Annotated in this window: 18 protein-coding genes; 14 read left to right on the top strand and 4 right to left on the bottom strand. The window is 67.6% G+C overall.

The window, feature by feature from the left end; translation table 11 throughout:
- The first annotated feature begins 390 nt into the window (after nucleotides 1–390).
- The 4 genes from proS (at nucleotide 391) to A37E_RS0122640 (ending at nucleotide 4,579) form a co-directional block, all read left to right on the top strand.
- Nucleotides 391–1,713 carry a proline--tRNA ligase gene (gene proS, locus A37E_RS0122655; protein WP_029558697.1) on the top strand — a complete coding sequence of 441 codons (1,323 nt, stop codon included), beginning with the start codon at nucleotides 391–393 and terminating at the stop codon, nucleotides 1,711–1,713.
- A complete protein-coding gene (locus A37E_RS0122650; protein ID WP_051679273.1) occupies nucleotides 1,710–3,011 on the top strand; it encodes a lipoprotein-releasing ABC transporter permease subunit in 1,302 nt (433 codons plus the stop codon). Before proS ends, A37E_RS0122650 begins: the two co-directional genes overlap by 4 nt.
- A gap of 85 nt (nucleotides 3,012–3,096) precedes the next feature.
- Nucleotides 3,097–3,747, top strand: a complete 651-nt coding sequence (locus A37E_RS0122645; protein WP_348550889.1) for an ABC transporter ATP-binding protein — start codon at nucleotides 3,097–3,099, stop codon at nucleotides 3,745–3,747.
- A gap of 31 nt (nucleotides 3,748–3,778) precedes the next feature.
- On the top strand, nucleotides 3,779–4,579 hold the full coding sequence (locus A37E_RS0122640) for a YdcF family protein (protein WP_029558694.1): 801 nt from the start codon (nucleotides 3,779–3,781) through the stop codon (nucleotides 4,577–4,579).
- A 14-nt stretch (nucleotides 4,580–4,593) separates the two neighbouring features.
- Here the strand turns inward: A37E_RS0122640 and A37E_RS0122635 are convergent, their stop codons facing one another.
- Nucleotides 4,594–4,896 (bottom strand): DUF3253 domain-containing protein, encoded by a 303-nt coding sequence (locus A37E_RS0122635; protein ID WP_029558693.1) that lies wholly within the window; start codon nucleotides 4,894–4,896, stop codon nucleotides 4,594–4,596.
- A 220-nt stretch (nucleotides 4,897–5,116) separates the two neighbouring features.
- Here A37E_RS0122635 and A37E_RS27270 point away from each other — a divergent pair, with 220 nt between their 5' ends.
- The 4 genes from A37E_RS27270 to A37E_RS0122615 all read left to right on the top strand — a co-directional run bounded on the left by A37E_RS27270 (nucleotide 5,117) and on the right by A37E_RS0122615 (nucleotide 8,194).
- Nucleotides 5,117–5,254 carry a hypothetical protein gene (locus A37E_RS27270; RefSeq protein ID WP_197023034.1) on the top strand — a complete coding sequence of 46 codons (138 nt, stop codon included), beginning with the start codon at nucleotides 5,117–5,119 and terminating at the stop codon, nucleotides 5,252–5,254.
- A gap of 219 nt (nucleotides 5,255–5,473) precedes the next feature.
- Nucleotides 5,474–6,487 (top strand): hypothetical protein, encoded by a 1,014-nt coding sequence (locus tag A37E_RS27665; protein WP_029558692.1) that lies wholly within the window; start codon nucleotides 5,474–5,476, stop codon nucleotides 6,485–6,487.
- A 10-nt stretch (nucleotides 6,488–6,497) separates the two neighbouring features.
- Nucleotides 6,498–6,932, top strand: coding sequence for a DUF1489 family protein (locus A37E_RS0122620; protein WP_029558691.1), 435 nt, complete (start codon nucleotides 6,498–6,500; stop codon nucleotides 6,930–6,932).
- A gap of 104 nt (nucleotides 6,933–7,036) precedes the next feature.
- Complete coding sequence (locus A37E_RS0122615) at nucleotides 7,037–8,194, top strand: hypothetical protein (protein ID WP_029558690.1); 1,158 nt, start codon at nucleotides 7,037–7,039, stop codon at nucleotides 8,192–8,194.
- Nucleotides 8,195–8,228: 34 nt separating this feature from the next.
- Here the strand turns inward: A37E_RS0122615 and A37E_RS0122610 are convergent, their stop codons facing one another.
- A complete protein-coding gene (locus A37E_RS0122610; RefSeq protein WP_024278838.1) occupies nucleotides 8,229–8,843 on the bottom strand; it encodes an XRE family transcriptional regulator in 615 nt (204 codons plus the stop codon).
- A gap of 105 nt (nucleotides 8,844–8,948) precedes the next feature.
- A complete protein-coding gene (gene thiD / locus A37E_RS0122605; protein WP_029558689.1) occupies nucleotides 8,949–9,761 on the bottom strand; it encodes a bifunctional hydroxymethylpyrimidine kinase/phosphomethylpyrimidine kinase in 813 nt (270 codons plus the stop codon).
- A 124-nt stretch (nucleotides 9,762–9,885) separates the two neighbouring features.
- Here thiD and A37E_RS0122600 point away from each other — a divergent pair, with 124 nt between their 5' ends.
- The 6 genes from A37E_RS0122600 to A37E_RS0122575 all read left to right on the top strand — a co-directional run bounded on the left by A37E_RS0122600 (nucleotide 9,886) and on the right by A37E_RS0122575 (nucleotide 14,544).
- On the top strand, nucleotides 9,886–10,122 hold the full coding sequence (locus A37E_RS0122600; RefSeq protein WP_024278840.1) for an Lrp/AsnC ligand binding domain-containing protein: 237 nt from the start codon (nucleotides 9,886–9,888) through the stop codon (nucleotides 10,120–10,122).
- Between the two features lie 237 nt (nucleotides 10,123–10,359).
- Entirely contained in the window at nucleotides 10,360–10,584 is a 225-nt protein-coding gene (locus A37E_RS27530; protein WP_024278841.1) for a hemin uptake protein HemP, read from the top strand.
- A 195-nt stretch (nucleotides 10,585–10,779) separates the two neighbouring features.
- A complete protein-coding gene (locus A37E_RS0122590; RefSeq protein WP_051679271.1) occupies nucleotides 10,780–12,513 on the top strand; it encodes a glycosyltransferase family 39 protein in 1,734 nt (577 codons plus the stop codon).
- Nucleotides 12,510–13,472 carry a phosphatase PAP2 family protein gene (locus A37E_RS26180; RefSeq protein WP_051679270.1) on the top strand — a complete coding sequence of 321 codons (963 nt, stop codon included), beginning with the start codon at nucleotides 12,510–12,512 and terminating at the stop codon, nucleotides 13,470–13,472. Before A37E_RS0122590 ends, A37E_RS26180 begins: the two co-directional genes overlap by 4 nt.
- Complete coding sequence (locus A37E_RS0122580; RefSeq protein ID WP_029558686.1) at nucleotides 13,469–14,215, top strand: glycosyltransferase; 747 nt, start codon at nucleotides 13,469–13,471, stop codon at nucleotides 14,213–14,215. The genes A37E_RS26180 and A37E_RS0122580 overlap by 4 nt, the downstream gene beginning before the upstream one ends.
- Nucleotides 14,215–14,544: a lipid-A-disaccharide synthase N-terminal domain-containing protein gene (locus tag A37E_RS0122575; RefSeq protein ID WP_029558685.1), complete on the top strand. Its 330-nt coding sequence runs from the start codon at nucleotides 14,215–14,217 to the stop codon at nucleotides 14,542–14,544. The genes A37E_RS0122580 and A37E_RS0122575 overlap by 1 nt, the downstream gene beginning before the upstream one ends.
- Before the next feature lie 106 nt (nucleotides 14,545–14,650).
- Here the strand turns inward: A37E_RS0122575 and A37E_RS0122570 are convergent, their stop codons facing one another.
- Nucleotides 14,651–15,367: an amino acid ABC transporter ATP-binding protein gene (locus A37E_RS0122570; protein ID WP_155982441.1), complete on the bottom strand. Its 717-nt coding sequence runs from the start codon at nucleotides 15,365–15,367 to the stop codon at nucleotides 14,651–14,653.
- Nucleotides 15,368–15,431: the final 64 nt, after the last annotated feature.

Here is a 15,431-nt window from a genome sequence, read left to right as displayed (position 1 = left end):
CCCGAGCGGGCCTCGCCTTTTTTAATCCACGGCTCCAGCGCTGCCTGCAGATCTAAGTCCGCTTTGGGGGCTGCGCGGCCAATCCGTGATGCCGATTCCGTATGCGCCATTAAAGGCGGCCGTCGGTCGGCTTTTTCTTACCTCTCCTCCCGAGACCTGAACCGCATTCACCGCCGTCTGGCCGGCCGGTGACGGTCCCCTTTCTTGTGCGGGGGAAAATAGAACAAGAATCTGTCGTTTGTCATCCTTGCGCCGCAATAAGTCGTTCGCTGCGTCGCAATATGGTTGCATGGCACCGCATTCGCGCCACTGCCCTTGTGTTTTGGCCGCCCTTCCGCTTTCACTCCCGCCAGCCTGATTTCCCTCCGCACGAAAAGTCCGAGCCACCCGATGCGACTGTCCCGCTATTTCCTTCCCATTCTGCGCGAGGTGCCCAAGGAGGCGGAGATCGTCTCGCACCGGCTGATGCTGCGCGCCGGCATGATCCGGCAGGAATCGGCCGGCATCTACGCCTGGCTGCCGTTCGGCCTGCGCGTGCTGAACAAGGTCTGCAACATCATCCGCGAGGAGCAGAATCGCGCCGGCGCCATCGAGATGCTGATGCCGACCATCCAGTCGGCGGACCTCTGGCGCGAGAGCGGCCGCTATGACGACTACGGCAAGGAGATGCTGCGCATCCGCGACCGGCACGACCGCGAGATGCTGTTCGGCCCCACCAACGAGGAGATGATCACCGAGATCGTCCGCGCCTATGTGAAGTCCTACAAGGCGCTGCCCCTCAACCTCTACCACATCCAGTGGAAGTTCCGGGACGAGGTGCGCCCGCGCTTCGGCGTCTACCGCTCGCGCGAGTTCCTGATGAAGGACGCCTATTCCTTCGATCTCGACGCGGCCGGCGCCCGCCATTCCTACAACAAGATGTTCGTCGCTTATCTGCGCACCTTCGCCCGCATGGGCCTGAAAGCGATTCCGATGGTGGCGGACACGGGACCGATCGGCGGCAACCTCTCCCACGAGTTCATCATCCTCGCCTCCACCGGCGAGAGCGAGGTGTTCTGCCATGGCGACTATCTCGACATGGCGCCGCCCCCCGCCGATGTGAACTTCGACGATCCCGCCGGCCTGCAAAGCGTGTTCGACCGCTGGACGCAGCTTTATGCCGCGACCTCCGAGAAGCACGACACGGCCGCCTTCGATGCCATCCCGGAAGACCGCCGCCTCGCCGCGCGCGGCATCGAGGTGGGCCACATCTTCTATTTCGGCACCAAATATTCCGAGCCCTTCGGCGCCAAGGTGCTCGGCCCGGACGGCAAGGAGCACACCATCCACATGGGCTCCTACGGCATCGGCCCCTCGCGCCTCGTGGCGGCCATGATCGAGGCGTCTCACGATGAGAACGGCATCATCTGGCCGGACGCGGTCGCGCCCTTCCAGGTGGGCATCCTGAACCTCAAGGTCGGGGACAGCGCGACCGAGGCGGCCTGCGGCGCCCTTTACGCGGAATTGACCGCTGCCGGCTACGACGTGCTGTACGACGACACCGAGGAGCGCGCCGGCGCCAAGTTTGCCACTGCCGATCTCATCGGCCTGCCGTGGCAGATCCTGGTCGGGCCCAAGAGCCTCGCCGAGGGCAAGGTGGAACTGAAGCGCCGGGTGGACGGCTCGCGCGAGCTGATCGCCCCGAGCGACATTGTGGAGAGGCTGAAGGCATGACGGCAACCCATGCGGCGGCGGCGAGGGCAGGCGGGGACACCACCGGTACGCGCCCCTTCGCGCCGTTCGAGTGGATGCTGTCGTTGCGTTATCTCAGGGCCCGCCGCAAGGAGGGCTTCATCTCCGTCATCGCCGGCTTCTCCTTCCTCGGCATCATGCTGGGGGTGGCGACGCTCATCATCGTCATGGCGGTGATGAACGGCTTCCGGCAGGAGCTGCTGGGCAAGATTCTCGGCCTCAACGGCCATGTGCTGGTGCAGCCGCTGGAATCGCCGCTCACCGATTACAAGGCGGTGGCCCAGCGCATTGCCGCACTCAACGGCATCCGCATCGCCGTGCCTCTGGTGGAGGGGCAGGCGCTCGCCTCCTCGCCCTTCGGCGCCTCGGGCGTGCTGGTGCGCGGCATGGCGGAGAAGGACCTGCGCGGCCTGCCGTCTGTCGCCCATAACATCCGCCAGGGCACGCTGGAGAATTTCGACCAGGGGCAGGGCATCGCCATCGGCAAGCGCCTCGCCGACCAATTGTCCCTGCGTGCCGGCGACAACATCACCCTCGTCGCCCCGCGCGGTGCGGTGACGCCCATGGGCACCTCTCCCCGCATCAAGGTCTACAAGATCGCCGCGGTGTTCGAGGTGGGCATGTCGGAATACGACAGCGCCTTCGTGTTCATGCCGCTGCCGGAGGCGCAGGCCTATTTCAACCGCAACGGCGACGTGAACGCCATCGAGGTCTACCTCGACAATCCCGACGACGTGGGCGAACTGCGTGCCGCCATCCAGAGCGCGGCGGAGCGGCCGGTCTATCTCGTGGACTGGCGGGTGCGGAACGCCACCTTCTTCGGCGCGCTGCAGGTGGAGCGGAACGTGATGTTCCTGATCCTCACGCTGATCGTGCTGGTGGCGGCGCTCAACATCGTCTCCGGCCTCATCATGCTCGTGAAGGACAAGGGGCACGACATCGCCATCCTGCGCACCATGGGCGCGACGCAGGGCTCCATCATGCGCATCTTCTTCATCACCGGCGCCTCCATCGGCGTGGTGGGGACGCTCTCGGGCCTGCTGCTCGGCGTGATCGTGTGCCTCAACATCGAGAGCATCCGCCAGTTCATCTCCTGGCTCACCGCCACGGAGCTGTTCTCGCCCGAGCTCTATTATTTGTCCCGCCTTCCGGCGCAGATGAATTTCGGCGAAACCTCCTCCGTGGTGCTGATGGCAATGGCGCTCTCGTTCCTGGCCACGCTCTATCCGTCCTGGCGGGCCGCCCGGCTCGATCCGGTGGAAGCCCTGAGGTACGAGTGATGGACATGCCCACCCCGCCCGAAGGTCGCGGCCGCGGCCCGGCACCGGCTCCCGTCCCCAGTTCGCGCTGGCTTTGGCCGGCGTCGTGCGGCGCTATGCGCAGGGGCAGGGGGCGCTGGAAATCCTGCGCGGCGCCGACCTCGGCATTGCCCAGGGGCAGTCGGTGGCCCTCGTGGCGCCGTCCGGCTCCGGCAAATCCACCCTGCTGCACATCGCCGGGCTGCTGGAGCATTCGGACGCCGGAGAGGTGTTCATCGACGGCGCGCCCACCGCCCGCCTGCCGGATGCCGAGCGCACGCGCATCCGCCGGCTCTCCATCGGCTTCGTCTACCAGTTCCATCATCTCCTGCCCGAGTTCACGGCGCTGGAGAATGTGGCCATGCCGCAGATGATCCGCGGCCTCACCAAGAAGGAATCGGAGACGCGGGCCAAGGAGCTGCTCTCCTATCTCGGCCTCGGCGCCCGCCTCACCCATCGGCCGTCCGAGCTGTCGGGCGGCGAGCAGCAGCGCGTCGCCATCGCCCGCGCGCTCGCCAACGCGCCGCGGCTGCTGCTGGCGGACGAACCCACCGGCAACCTCGATCCCAAGACGTCCGACCACGTGTTCGGCGCCATGTCGGAGCTGGTGCGTGCCACCGGGGTCGCCGCCTTGATCGCCACCCACAATCTCGACCTCGCCGCCCGCATGGACCGGCGCGTCACCCTGCGCGAAGGCAAGGTGGTGGAGCTGGCCTGACTGGCGCCACGGGGCGCTCCCAGAGGGTGGAATGGATTCGTTTTTCGCCGCCTCCAAGATGTTCTGGTTCCTCGTCGCGCCGTCCAACCTGCTGATGCTGCTTGGCGGCTTTGGCCTCTTTCTGGCGCTCGCCAGCGGGCGGCGGTGGGGACTGGGGCTTCTCGCCGTTTCCATCGTCGGCTGGGGGGTGCTGGGCTTCTCGCCGGTGTCCAATTATCTCCTCAACCCGCTGGAGGAGCGCTTTCCCATCTACCGGGGCGATGAGCCGATCACCGGCGTGGTCCTCCTGGGCGGGGCGGAGGTGCCGGAGGTGGGGCTGGCGCGCGGCGTCCCCGCCTTCGCCAATGCCGGGGAGCGGGCCATTGCTTTCGGCGCCCTGGCGCGGAAGCACCCGGAGGCGCGCCTCGCATTCATCGGCGGCAGCGGACAGCTGTTCTCCGACGGCGTCGCCTCGGAGGCGCGGATGATGCAGATGACGCTGCCGGACCTCGGCATCGCCCCGGACCGTGTGGAATACGAGGTGAAATCCCGCAACACCGCGGAAAATGCGGAGTTTGCCAAGGAATTGCTGAAGCCCAAGCCGGGCGAGCGCTGGCTGCTGGTGACGAGCGCGTTCCACATGCCGCGTGCGGTCGGCTGCTTCCGCAAGGTGGGCTTCGACGTGATCCCCTATCCGGTCGATTTCCGCACCGCCGGCCCGAACCAGCTCAACGAGACCTTCTCGCGCACGGCGGTCGGGCTCGACATGGCGGATGTGTCGATCAAGGAGTGGGTGGGCCTCGTCGCCTACTATCTTTCGGGCAAGACCAGCGCGCTGTTTCCGGCGCCCTGAGCGTTTCGTCGGCTTCAGTCGTCCCGCGGCAGGCCGATGCGGTAGACGCCGCGGAAATCGGCCGGGTCCACCGCCTTGCCCTTGCGATAGATCATCAGCCGGCCCTCCAGCGCGAGGCGGACGGCCACGCGGCGCACCACCGGCAGTGCCCGCTGCCATTCGTCCTTCGGCATCAGCGCCAGCGCCGCATCCATGGGGCCGATGCTCTTGCCCGGCCCGGCCTCGCCCGCGAGACGCAGGAGCAGCGCCGCGGCCGCCTCATCGTCGGGTAGAGGGGAAGGGCTGGCGGTCGAATCGGAGGGGCGGCTCTCGGTCATGGGGAAGTCCTACCCCATCCGCGCGGATTTTCGCATGGGCAAACCCGGCGCCCCCCGATCCGGCGGCCTGTGGATTGCGGCAGTCCCGGCTCTCGCATGCGAGCCGTTCGCAGGAAGCATGACGCAGGGCTTGCCGGGGCGTTCATAAATTCTTAATGAATGTTGCGTTGCGGGACGCTCGTCGTGCCGCGGGGACTCGTCGAAAGAGCCGCTATCCATCATGGATCTCAGCCAAGGTTATGCCCATCGCCGCTCCTGCTGGGGCGTCGCGCGCACTGCGCTTGCTGTCTTTCTGGTCGCCGTCGCGGTGATCTATCTCTACGGAGGCTTCGACGCCTCCGCGCTTCGGCCCCACTGAACGCAGCCGCCGGGAACACCGGGCGGCTTCGCGGCCGGGGGGAACGGGTTTTCCTTTACCATGGGAATTGCGCGCCGGTGCGCCGCGTTGCCTTTGTGCGGCGGACCGGACAATGATCCGCGCCCCGACCGGCAGCCGTAGGCGTATCGTGGGGGCGGGAACCGGAACAGGGACGCAGGCGTTCGCCCGCGTCCCAAGGGCTGCGTCGCGGAGGGCGCCATGCTGGAATGGATGAACCGGACGCTCAGCATTCTGAACAGCAATTTCGATGTGCCGGGTTGGGTCGTGCTCGCGGCCATGGTCATCGGGGCGGTGTTCGTCTTCGTGCTGTTCGTGCGGTCGGAGCCCAATGAAAACCCGCTGACGCTGCTCGTGCTCATCGGCATCCTGCTGGGTGGCCTGTCGGTGGGCAGCGCCATGGTCAAGCAGATCATCCAGGCTGCCGCCATCTCGGAAGCGCGCTCGCTGGAATCCCGCGCCGCCGGCCTTGATTCCGCGGCCGCGCAGGCGCCGGCCCTCGGCTGCATCGGCGCCGATCCGTCCCTGACGGGGGTGTGCGAGGCGGTGTTGTTCGAGCGGCCGGACACGGTGGCCGCCGCCCGCGCCATGGTGCGCGCGCGCATGGCGCTGGTCGAGGACGCCTTCGAGTTCGTGCGCCGCCGCAAGGCCGACTACCTGACCGAGCGGATCATCGCCTGGCGTCGGCCGCTGGAGCAGGACCCCTACGGCCTCGTCGCTTCCGCGCTGGTGGATTTCTCCGGCTGCACGGTGAGCTATTGTCCGCAGGCCGCGATCTTCGGCGATCCGACGCACATCATCGCCAACATGAACGAGGGGCGCTATGCCAGCCTCGTCAGCAAATATACCCCGGTGTGGGAGCGCAACGCGCGCAACCGGGGCATGACCGGGGGACCGCCGCCGCGCACCGGCCCCTTCGGCATGCTGGTGACCCAGCCTGATCCGGCCCATGCGGCCCAGCCCGGTGCCCCGGGCGTTCCCGCTCCGGCCGCGGCGGCGCCAGCCCCGGCGGCGGAAGAACCTGACGTGATCGCGCCGCCTCCCAGCGCGCCGCTGCCGCCCGCCCGCCCGGCGCGCACCCCGGCCGCGCAGGCGACGCCCCCGGCCAATCCGGCCCCGCGTCCCGCCGCGCCCCGTCCGCGGCCCCAGCCTGCGGCGCCGGCCGAAGCGGAACCCGCTGCCGAGGGCGCACCCGCCGCCCCGAACGGCCAATAGCGCGGGCGCGATGGCGCTCCACCTCATCAAGCTATGCGTCGGCGCGACCTCCATCGCCGACCTCGAAGGCTGGATCGCCGACCGTGCCGATACCGCCCGGCGGGCCGGCGTCCCGTTCGAGCAGATCCACGTCACCCGCATGGTGCCGAGCCGCAAGGACGAACTGATCGACGGCGGCTCGCTCTATTGGGTCATCAAGGGCGAAGTGGCGGCACGCCAGCGCCTGCTCGAGCTGCGGACCGTGGTCGATCCGGACGGGGTGCGCCGCTGCGGCCTCGTGCTCGATCCCGCCGTCATCCGCGTGGAGCCGCGTCCCTCGCGTCCCTTCCAGGGCTGGCGCTACCTCGCCGACCGGGAGGCGCCGCGCGATCTCGGCACCAGCACCGGCACCGCCGATCTGCCCGAAGCCCTCAGCCGGGAGCTGCGCGATCTGGGCCTTCTCTGAACGGAGTTGATGACGTTCGGTCATCTGCCGTTCAGGAAGCCTTCGCCATGGTCCGCCCCGAAACGCCAGGTGCCCCGCGCCCGGTGCCATCGAGGGAGATCCACATGACCATCCGCTTCGCGCCGGCCATATTCGCCTGTGCCGCCGGCCTGTGCGCGGCCAGCCTGACGGCGCCGGGCGCCGCGATGGCGCAGCAGAGCCAGGCGCTGAAGGAGATTCCCGCCGACAAGGCGAAGCTCACCGGCGCCATGACGGTGGACTACAACTCCCGCTCCCTGCGCTCCACCAGCGGCACCGATCTCTACGAGATCAGCGACCTCTCGGTGGCCGACCTGATGATCCTGAAGGGCTCGGTTCAGCGCACGCCGGGCAAGAGCCTCGTCTATTCCGTGAAGTTCGACGTCATCAATCCGTCCAACCCGTCCCAGGTGGCGCGGGAGGTGGCGATCCTGCGCGGTGACCTGCAGATCGACGCCAACGGCCGCTACATCCCCGATGCCGGCCGGCTGCGCATCGACGTGGTGAAGGGCAACCAGACCTCCTCGCCCTTCGGCGGCTCCATCCAGGGTCGCAACGTGACGCGCTGGTGGGAAGTGGCCGAGCAGTTCCGCCGGGCGCAGAAGGAGGCGGACAAGATCTATTCCCGCATGGTCGACGGCAAGGTGGTGTCGATCCAGGTGAAGAACCCCGATCCGCTGCGCTTCGAGCGCACCCAGCTGGCGGCCGGCCCCTTCTCCTTCCTTCCGGACGTACGCGTCTCCGGCAACCTCGATTACGACTACGAGCTGGGCAACTGGCTAACCGACGCCAATGGCGTGACCTTCGCCTACACCGTGGCCGACAAGTCCTTCACCGACCGCGTGTCCGGCTCGATCCGCTATGTGGAGGAGAACGGCAACTTCACCGACAAGGCCGGCAAGAAGAAGCCCTATACCGGTTATTACGAGTACAACCTGCGCTGGAACGAGCAGGCGGTGAACACCGACCAGTCCTTCTTCGACGCCAGCGCGGCGCAGGCGCAGTCCGACGCCTTCTTCTCGTCCGCCGACCAGTCGAAGCCCGGCCTCTACGGCCGCGTCTTTTACAATGACAGTGAGGACGCCTGCAAAAGGGTGAAGGGCGACAACGGCCGCGACAAGTGCGTCGGTCCCACCCGCTCGGAAGTCACCTGGGACCTCAAGGCCGAGAAGCTGACCTATGCGCAGCTCGCCAACTGGGTGAAGCTGGAGATGCTCATCCTCGGCCCGCTGACCGACGAGTGAGCTTGCGTGAAGGGGAGGGGGCTCCCCTCCCCAATCACTCCAGAACCGCAGCCTTGAGCAGGCACACCATGAAGGCGCGGGCAGGCGCGCCGCTTCGGTTGCGGATGACATGGCGGCGGTCGCAGCGGTAGCGCACCGTCTCGCCTTCCTTCACCGTCTCCACCTGCCCGGCCACGTCCACTTCCAGCGTGCCGGCTATGACGGTGAGGCATTCCACGGACCCGCGCTGGTGCCCGTCCGAATCGAGCTCCCCGCCGGGCGCGGCCTCCATGTCGTAATACTGGAGCCACTCCACCGTCTTGATCCAGCCGATGATGGACAGGCGCACCAGCCCGTCCTCGGAGAGCAGGATCGGCGTGTCGGCGCGGGAGAGCTTCTCCACGAAAGGCGCATCGTCGGAGGAGGCGAGCACCCGCTCCACCGACATGTCCAGCGCCTGCGACAGGCGCCACACCGTGGCCAGCGTCGGATTGGTCTCGTTGCGCTCGATCTGGCTGATGATGGACTTCGCCACGCCGGACTGCTCGGCGAGGTCCGACAAGGAGAGGTTGTAGGCCTTGCGCAGGCGCTGGATGGTCTTGCCCAGCTGCCCGGTAATCACCTGCGCGCCGGTTTCGAGAGAGCTGCCCCCGCGTTCCCTGACGGCCATACCCCAATATCCTTTCAACCGAACGAGCGTTCGCTTCAGCGGACGTTACCGTCCGGGCGCGCGGGAGGGAAGGGGACGTAAGGCAAAGGAGCGTTTTTCCGCGTTCTAGTTGCGCCAGAGCCGGAAGAAGTGATGCACCGGGCCGTGGCCGGCGCCCACATCGAGGCGGTCGGCGGCGGCGATGGCGCCGGTGATGTAGGCCTTGGCCTTCTCCACCGCATCAGGCAGGTCGAGTCCGGCGGCGAGCCCCGCGGCGATGGCGGACGAAAGGGTGCAGCCGGTGCCGTGGGTGTTGCGGGTGGCATGGCGCGGGGCGGTGAAGCGCTGCGTGCCGGCTGGCGTGACGAGGAGGTCCACGCTCTCCGGTCCCTCGCCGTGTCCACCCTTCATGAGAACGGCACGGGTGCCGAGCGCCAGCAGGGCCGCCCCCTGGCGCTGCATCTCCTCTTCCGTGTGCGCGGCCTCAAGGCCGAGCAGCGCACCGGCCTCCGGCAGGTTCGGCGTGATGAGATCGGCGGCGGGAATGAGGATGGTGCGCAGGTCGTTCAGCGAATCGTCGCTCAGGAGCCGCGCCCCGGATGCCGCGACCATGACCGGATCGAGCACCACCGGCCGCGCCTTGTGGCGCGCCAGCCCCTCCGCCACCGTGCGGATAGCGCCGGGGCGCGACAGCATGCCGATCTTCACCGCCTTCACCGCGAGGTCGGAAAACACGGCATCCATCTGCGCGGCGATGAAATCGTCCGGCACGTCGTGGATGGCGCTGACGCCCGTCGTGTTCTGCGCCGTGAGCGCGGTGATGACGCTGGCGCCGTAGACCCCCAGCGCGGAGAAGGTCTTCAGGTCCGCCTGGATGCCGGCGCCGCCGCTGGAATCCGAGCCGGCGATGGTGAGGGCGATGGGAATGGGCCGGCTCATGGACGACGTGAGGCTCCGGTGGGGCAGGGATGATCGAGCCGCCACCCTTGCCAGTCCCGGCGGATTTGTCCACCTTGGCGCGGCCCGCGAGGGCCTTCCGATCCCGCCGCCAGCGGAGCACGCCGTGGTTCCCTTCTTCGTCCAGATCAAATGCCAGCTCGGGAAGTCCTACGAGGTGGCTGATGCCCTCGCCAATGCGGAGATCGCCTCCGAGATCTATTCCACGGCCGGTGAGTTCGACCTGCTGGTGAAGTTCTATGTGGAGCCCGGCACCGACATCGGCCACTACGTGAACCAGAAGGTGCAGACCATTCCGGGTATCCAGGACACCCGCACCATCATCACCTTCAAGGCCTTCTGACGCGCCTTCGCGCACCGTTTCCAAGCCATCATTCGGGCCGGCCGGAACGAACGCAGCGGAAGCTGCGGGCGCGAAGCCGCGCGTCCAGTACATCACGCGCTTCGCGGGGATTGATCGCGGAGGCCGCATGCATTACTCAAGGATAAGTCGGTGGTATTCAAGTATTGAATGCTTCTAAAGTGAGCCGCGACCCTCAGCATTGGTCGTGGCCCGCGCCCGGATCTGGAGCGATTCAAAATGAACAGGTACGAACACGGGAGCGCTCATCTCGATAACGACAAGGCCGGTGGCGAGTGGACCTATCGTCCCGCGGATGAAACCTGCCGGACCATCCCCATGGTGGACGCGCAGCTCGACAGCCGGGACCTGTTCGCGGCCGGGCGGCTGGTGACGATCGCCCACGGCGAGCACACGTATCAGTTGCGGCTTACGGCGCAGAACAAGCTGATCCTGACCAAATAGCGCAGCCCAAGCTTCGATCCCATCTGACGCTGCGGTCCGCCTTGAGCCAGGCCGGTGCCATTCCTTCGCCGCGTTTGCTCTTCATGAGAAGGCGCCCCGGCGGAAGGCGGCTTTCGCGCACGACCGTCCGGTCCTTTTCGGCACGGGCGTTTCTGCTATTGTCCGCGCCCAATTCGAGCGGATCCAGACCGAAGCATGGCCATCTCACAGCCCGCATCCGACGACCGGCGGGCGTTCGATCTTGACCTGCCGCAGCGCCTCGTGGGGATCCTCGACACGGCGTCGGCGTGTCATGGCCGTGCCGTGCTGCTGCTGGTGGTGGTCGCTCTCATCACGTTTCTGCCGGGCTTCTTCAGCCTCCCGCCCGTCGATCGCGACGAGGCGCGCTTCGCCCAGGCGACGAAGCAGATGCTGGAGAGCGGCAATTACGTCGATATCCGCTTCCACACCCAGGTCCGCTACAAGAAGCCGATCGGCATCTACTGGTTGCAAGCCGCGACGGTGAAAGCCGGTGAGGCGGTGATCGGGCCGTCCGCCCGCACCTCCATCTGGCTCTATCGCCTGCCGTCGTTGGTCGCCGCCATCGGCGCCGTGCTGCTCACCTATTGGACGGCCCTCGTCTTCCTCTCCCGCCGCGGCGCGTTGTTCGCATCCCTCATGATGGCGGGATGCGTGCTGCTGGGGGTGGAAGCGCGGCTTGCCAAGACCGACGCGGTTTTGCTCTTCACCATTCTCGCCTGCTTCGGGGCGCTGGCGCGGGCCTATGTCCGCCCGCCCGAGGCGCGTCAGGGCGACTGGACCCTCGCCTTGATCTTCTGGACCGCCCTTGCGGCGGGAATCCTCGTGAAGGGGCCGGTGGCTCCGCTGTTCATCGGCCCCGCCATCGCCGCGCTCGCCGTCGCGGACCGCTCCGGCGCCTTCCTGCGGCCGCTGAAGCCCCTTGCGGGCCTGCTGTGGTGCCTGTTGCTGGTGCTGCCGTGGTTTGTCGCCATCTACCTCCTCACCAACGGCGCCTTCTACCAGCTGGCCGTCGGCGTCGACATGATGGGCAAGGTGGCCGAGGGCGCGGAAGGCCACTGGGGCCCGCCGGGCACCTATTTCCTCGCTGCATGGGGCACGTTCTGGCCGTCCATCGTGGTTGCCGCAATGGCGGCGCCCTATGTCTGGCGCCACCGGCGCGGGCGGGCGGAGCGCTTTCTCCTGTGCTGGCTGGTGCCAAGCTGGGTGGTGTTCGAGATCGCCGTCACCAAGCTCCCGCACTATGTGCTGCCAGTCTATCCGGCGCTGGCGATCCTCTCGGCCCTCGTCGTCGAGCGGGGCGGGCTGGTTCAGGCGGGCTCGCGACTGGCCGGGCTGGTGTGGATCTGGCCGGGGCTCGCCATCGTGGTCACGCTTGGGCTGGGCGGAGCCTACCTCTATTTCGGCAGCGGCTTCGGCCTCGCTGCGTGGCCGCTGCTGCTGCTGGGCGCCATGCTTCTGTGGTGGGCGGCGAGGGCGTTCCCGCGGGTCGGCATCGAGGGGGCGTTCCTCACTGCCCTGGCCGGCGCCATGGTGCTCTATCTCGCCGTCTGGCAGACCATGCTGCCGCAGATGCGGGCGCTGTGGATTTCCGAGCGCCTCGCTGCCGTGGTGAAGCAGCAGGGCTGCCCGGCCGCCAAGGTCGCGTCCTTCCCCTATCAGGAGCCGAGCCTCGTCTTCCTGGTGGGGACGCAGATCAACTACGTCCTGCCCAACGAGGCGGCGGCGCTGCTGAAGAAGGGCGGCTGCGCCCTCGCCTTCATGGATGCGCGCTTTACCCCCGCCTTCGAGCGGCACGCGGGCCTGCTCGCCCTGAAGTATCACGCGGTCGCGACCATCTCCGGCTTCACCTACAACGGCGGGCGACCCACCTCCATCACGGTATTCCGCTCCGATGAGGCCGCCCCGTGAGCCCGGAGGCCGGCACCGGCGCGGCTCCGTCCGGTTCGTTCGCCGCAGGCTTGCGGTGGGTGGGAGAAGCCGTGCGCCTGCTCCTCATCTCCATCGGACGCGCGCTCGCCTATCTGCGCGGGCGCCGCATCGGCGTGCCGCGCCCGCACCTCGGCTTTCTCGGGCGCTGGGAGGCGCTGGCGCTCGCGGCGCTGACGGTCGGCGTGGTCGCCGCACTGATGCTGCTGGTTGACCCGCTCACCCTCGGCCTCAGGCTCAAGGCCCCGTCCTGGCTCGTCGTCATGAGCGATCGTGTCACCGACCTCGGCTTTAGCGGGGTGGTGCTGTGGCCGCTCGGCATCGGCCTCGCCTATGCGTTGATGCTCACCCACGCGGGTGACGAGATGACCCGGCGGATCGCCGCCAGCGTCGCCGCGCGCCTCGGCTTCCTGTTCCTCGCCATTGCGCCGGTGGGGCTGCTGGTGGCCATCGTCAAGCACAGCCTCGGCCGGGCCCGCCCGCACGCCGCCATGCACATCAAGGGGCCGAGCCCGGAGATGACGTTCGATGTCATGATCTGGAAATCGAGCTTCGCCTCATTCCCTTCGGGCCATGCCACCACCACCTTCGCGGCCGCGGTAGCGTTCGCCGCATTGTTCCCGCGGGCGCGGACGATCCTCCTCGTGGCGGCCTTTCCCATTGCCGCCACCCGCATCGTGCTCAGCTCCCATTATCCGAGCGACGTGGTGGCCGGCGCGGTGCTGGGGACCGCCGCCGCCTTGTGGACGGTCAAGCTGTTCGCTGCCCGCCGCGTCGTCTTCGCGGTTGACGCGGGCGGGACGATCGTGCCCATGGCGGGGCCGTCCGCGCGACGGCTCGCGCGGCTCCTCGCTCCCGTCAATCCCGCGCGGGCTGGAGCATCCCTCCCGCCGCCGCAAGACATGAGCACAGCCGTTCCAGCCCAAGAGGCGAGACCTTGACTTCCCTTTCTTCCGAAACCCCTTCGGCCCCGCGGCTGTCGGTGGTGATCGCCGTCAAGGACGAGGCGGACAACGTGCTGCCGCTGATCGAAGAGATCGATGCGGCGCTGTCGTTCGAACCGTTCGAGCTGATCTTCGTGGATGACGGCTCCACCGACGCAACCCTCGCCAATCTTCGGCTGGCGCAGCAGACGCGGCCCTATCTGCGAATCGTGGTGCATGCGAAGGCCTGCGGGAAGTCGGCCGGCGTCGAAACCGGCGCGTGGGCGGCCAGGGGCGACCTTCTCCTGCTGCTCGACGGCGACGGCCAGAACGACCCCGCCTATCTGCCCGAGATGGTCCGCGTCATGGACGCGGGCGGGCCAAGCATCGGCATGGTGCAGGGCGAGCGTCAGGGGCGCAAGGACACCGGCTTCAAGCGCTTCCAGTCGCGCCTCGCCAACCGGGTCCGCCGCTCTCTGCTCAACGACGGCTCGCGCGATACCGGCTGCGGCCTCAAGGTGGTGCGACGGGAGGTGCAGCTGCGCCTGCCCATGTTCGACGGCCAGCATCGCTTCATGGCGGCGCTGGTGCGGCGCGACGGCCATGAGATCCTCACCGTGAAGGTGGTGGATCGCGAGCGCTGGCACGGCGTATCGAAGTACGGGTTCTGGAACCGCCTGGGGGTCGGCATCATCGACATGTTCGGCGTGTTCTGGCTGGTCCGCCGTCGCCGCCCGCCGAAAGTGGTGGAGCGCGGCTGATGGTCTATTACCTGTCGCAGATCGGTCGCTACATGACCGAGGTGTTCATCGACCAGTTCGACTGGTGGGTGGCGCTGGGCCTGGTGGCGCAGTTCATGTTCACCATGCGCTTCGTGGTGCAGTGGATCGCCAGCGAGCGCGCGCAGCGCTCGGTTATCCCCTTTGCGTTCTGGACCTTTTCCCTTGGCGGCGGCTCGCTGCTGCTGGTCTATGCCATCTACCGTAAGGACCCGGTGTTCATCGCCGGGCAGGCGCTCTCCACCTTCATCTACATCCGCAATCTGCAGTTCGCCCTGCGCGAGCGGCGGGCGAACCGGGCGGTGACGTAGGCCGCGTCTTTCCAAGCCGCAGCAGGGCCGAAATCGCAACCGACCCAAGCTCCGGCCCTCCGGTGAGGCCGGAGGGCCGCGGCATATCGCGGGAAGTGCCTTCGCCTCAGTGCAGGATCTGGCTGAGGAAGAGCTTGGTGCGCTCGTGCTGCGGGTTGGAGAAGAAGGCGTTGGGCTCGTTCATCTCCACGATCTGCCCGGCATCCATGAAGATCACCCGGTTCGCCACCTGGCGGGCAAAGCCCATCTCATGGGTCACGCACAGCATGGTCATGCCGTCCTGGGCGAGGGAGACCATGGTGTCCAGCACCTCCTTCACCATTTCAGGGTCGAGGGCGGAGGTGGGCTCGTCGAACAGCATGATGCGGGGGCGCATGCAGAGCGCGCGGGCGATGGCCACGCGCTGCTGCTGGCCGCCGGAGAGCTGGCCGGGATATTTGTGGGCCTGGTGCGGGATCTTCACCTTCTCGAGGAAGTGCATCGCCAGATCCTCGGCCTCCTTCTTCGGCATCTTGCGCACCCACATGGGGGCAAGCGTGCAGTTCTCGAGGATGGTGAGGTGCGGGAACAGGTTGAAGTGCTGGAAGCACATGCCCACCTCGCGGCGCACCTCGTCGATGCGCTTGAGGTCGTCGGTCAGCTCGATGCCGTCCACCACGATACGGCCCTTCTGGTGCTCCTCCAGACGGTTGATGCAGCGGATGAGGGTGGACTTGCCCGAGCCGGACGGGCCGCAGATGACGAGGCGCTCGCCCCGCTCCACGGTCAGGTTCACGTCCCTGAGGACGTGGAAGTCGCCGTACCATTTGTTCACGCCGGTCATCTCGACGGCGATCTTGGGGGCGGTGGCCTCGTCGGCGGCGATGATGGGATCTGCGCTCACGTGT

The sequence above is a fragment of the Xanthobacter sp. 91 genome (genome assembly GCF_000702385.1).
Taxonomy (GTDB): Bacteria; Pseudomonadota; Alphaproteobacteria; order Rhizobiales; family Xanthobacteraceae; genus Xanthobacter; species Xanthobacter aminoxidans.
The sequence above is the reverse complement of the archived record's forward strand: the minus strand, read 5'-3'. Positions and strand labels throughout refer to the sequence as shown.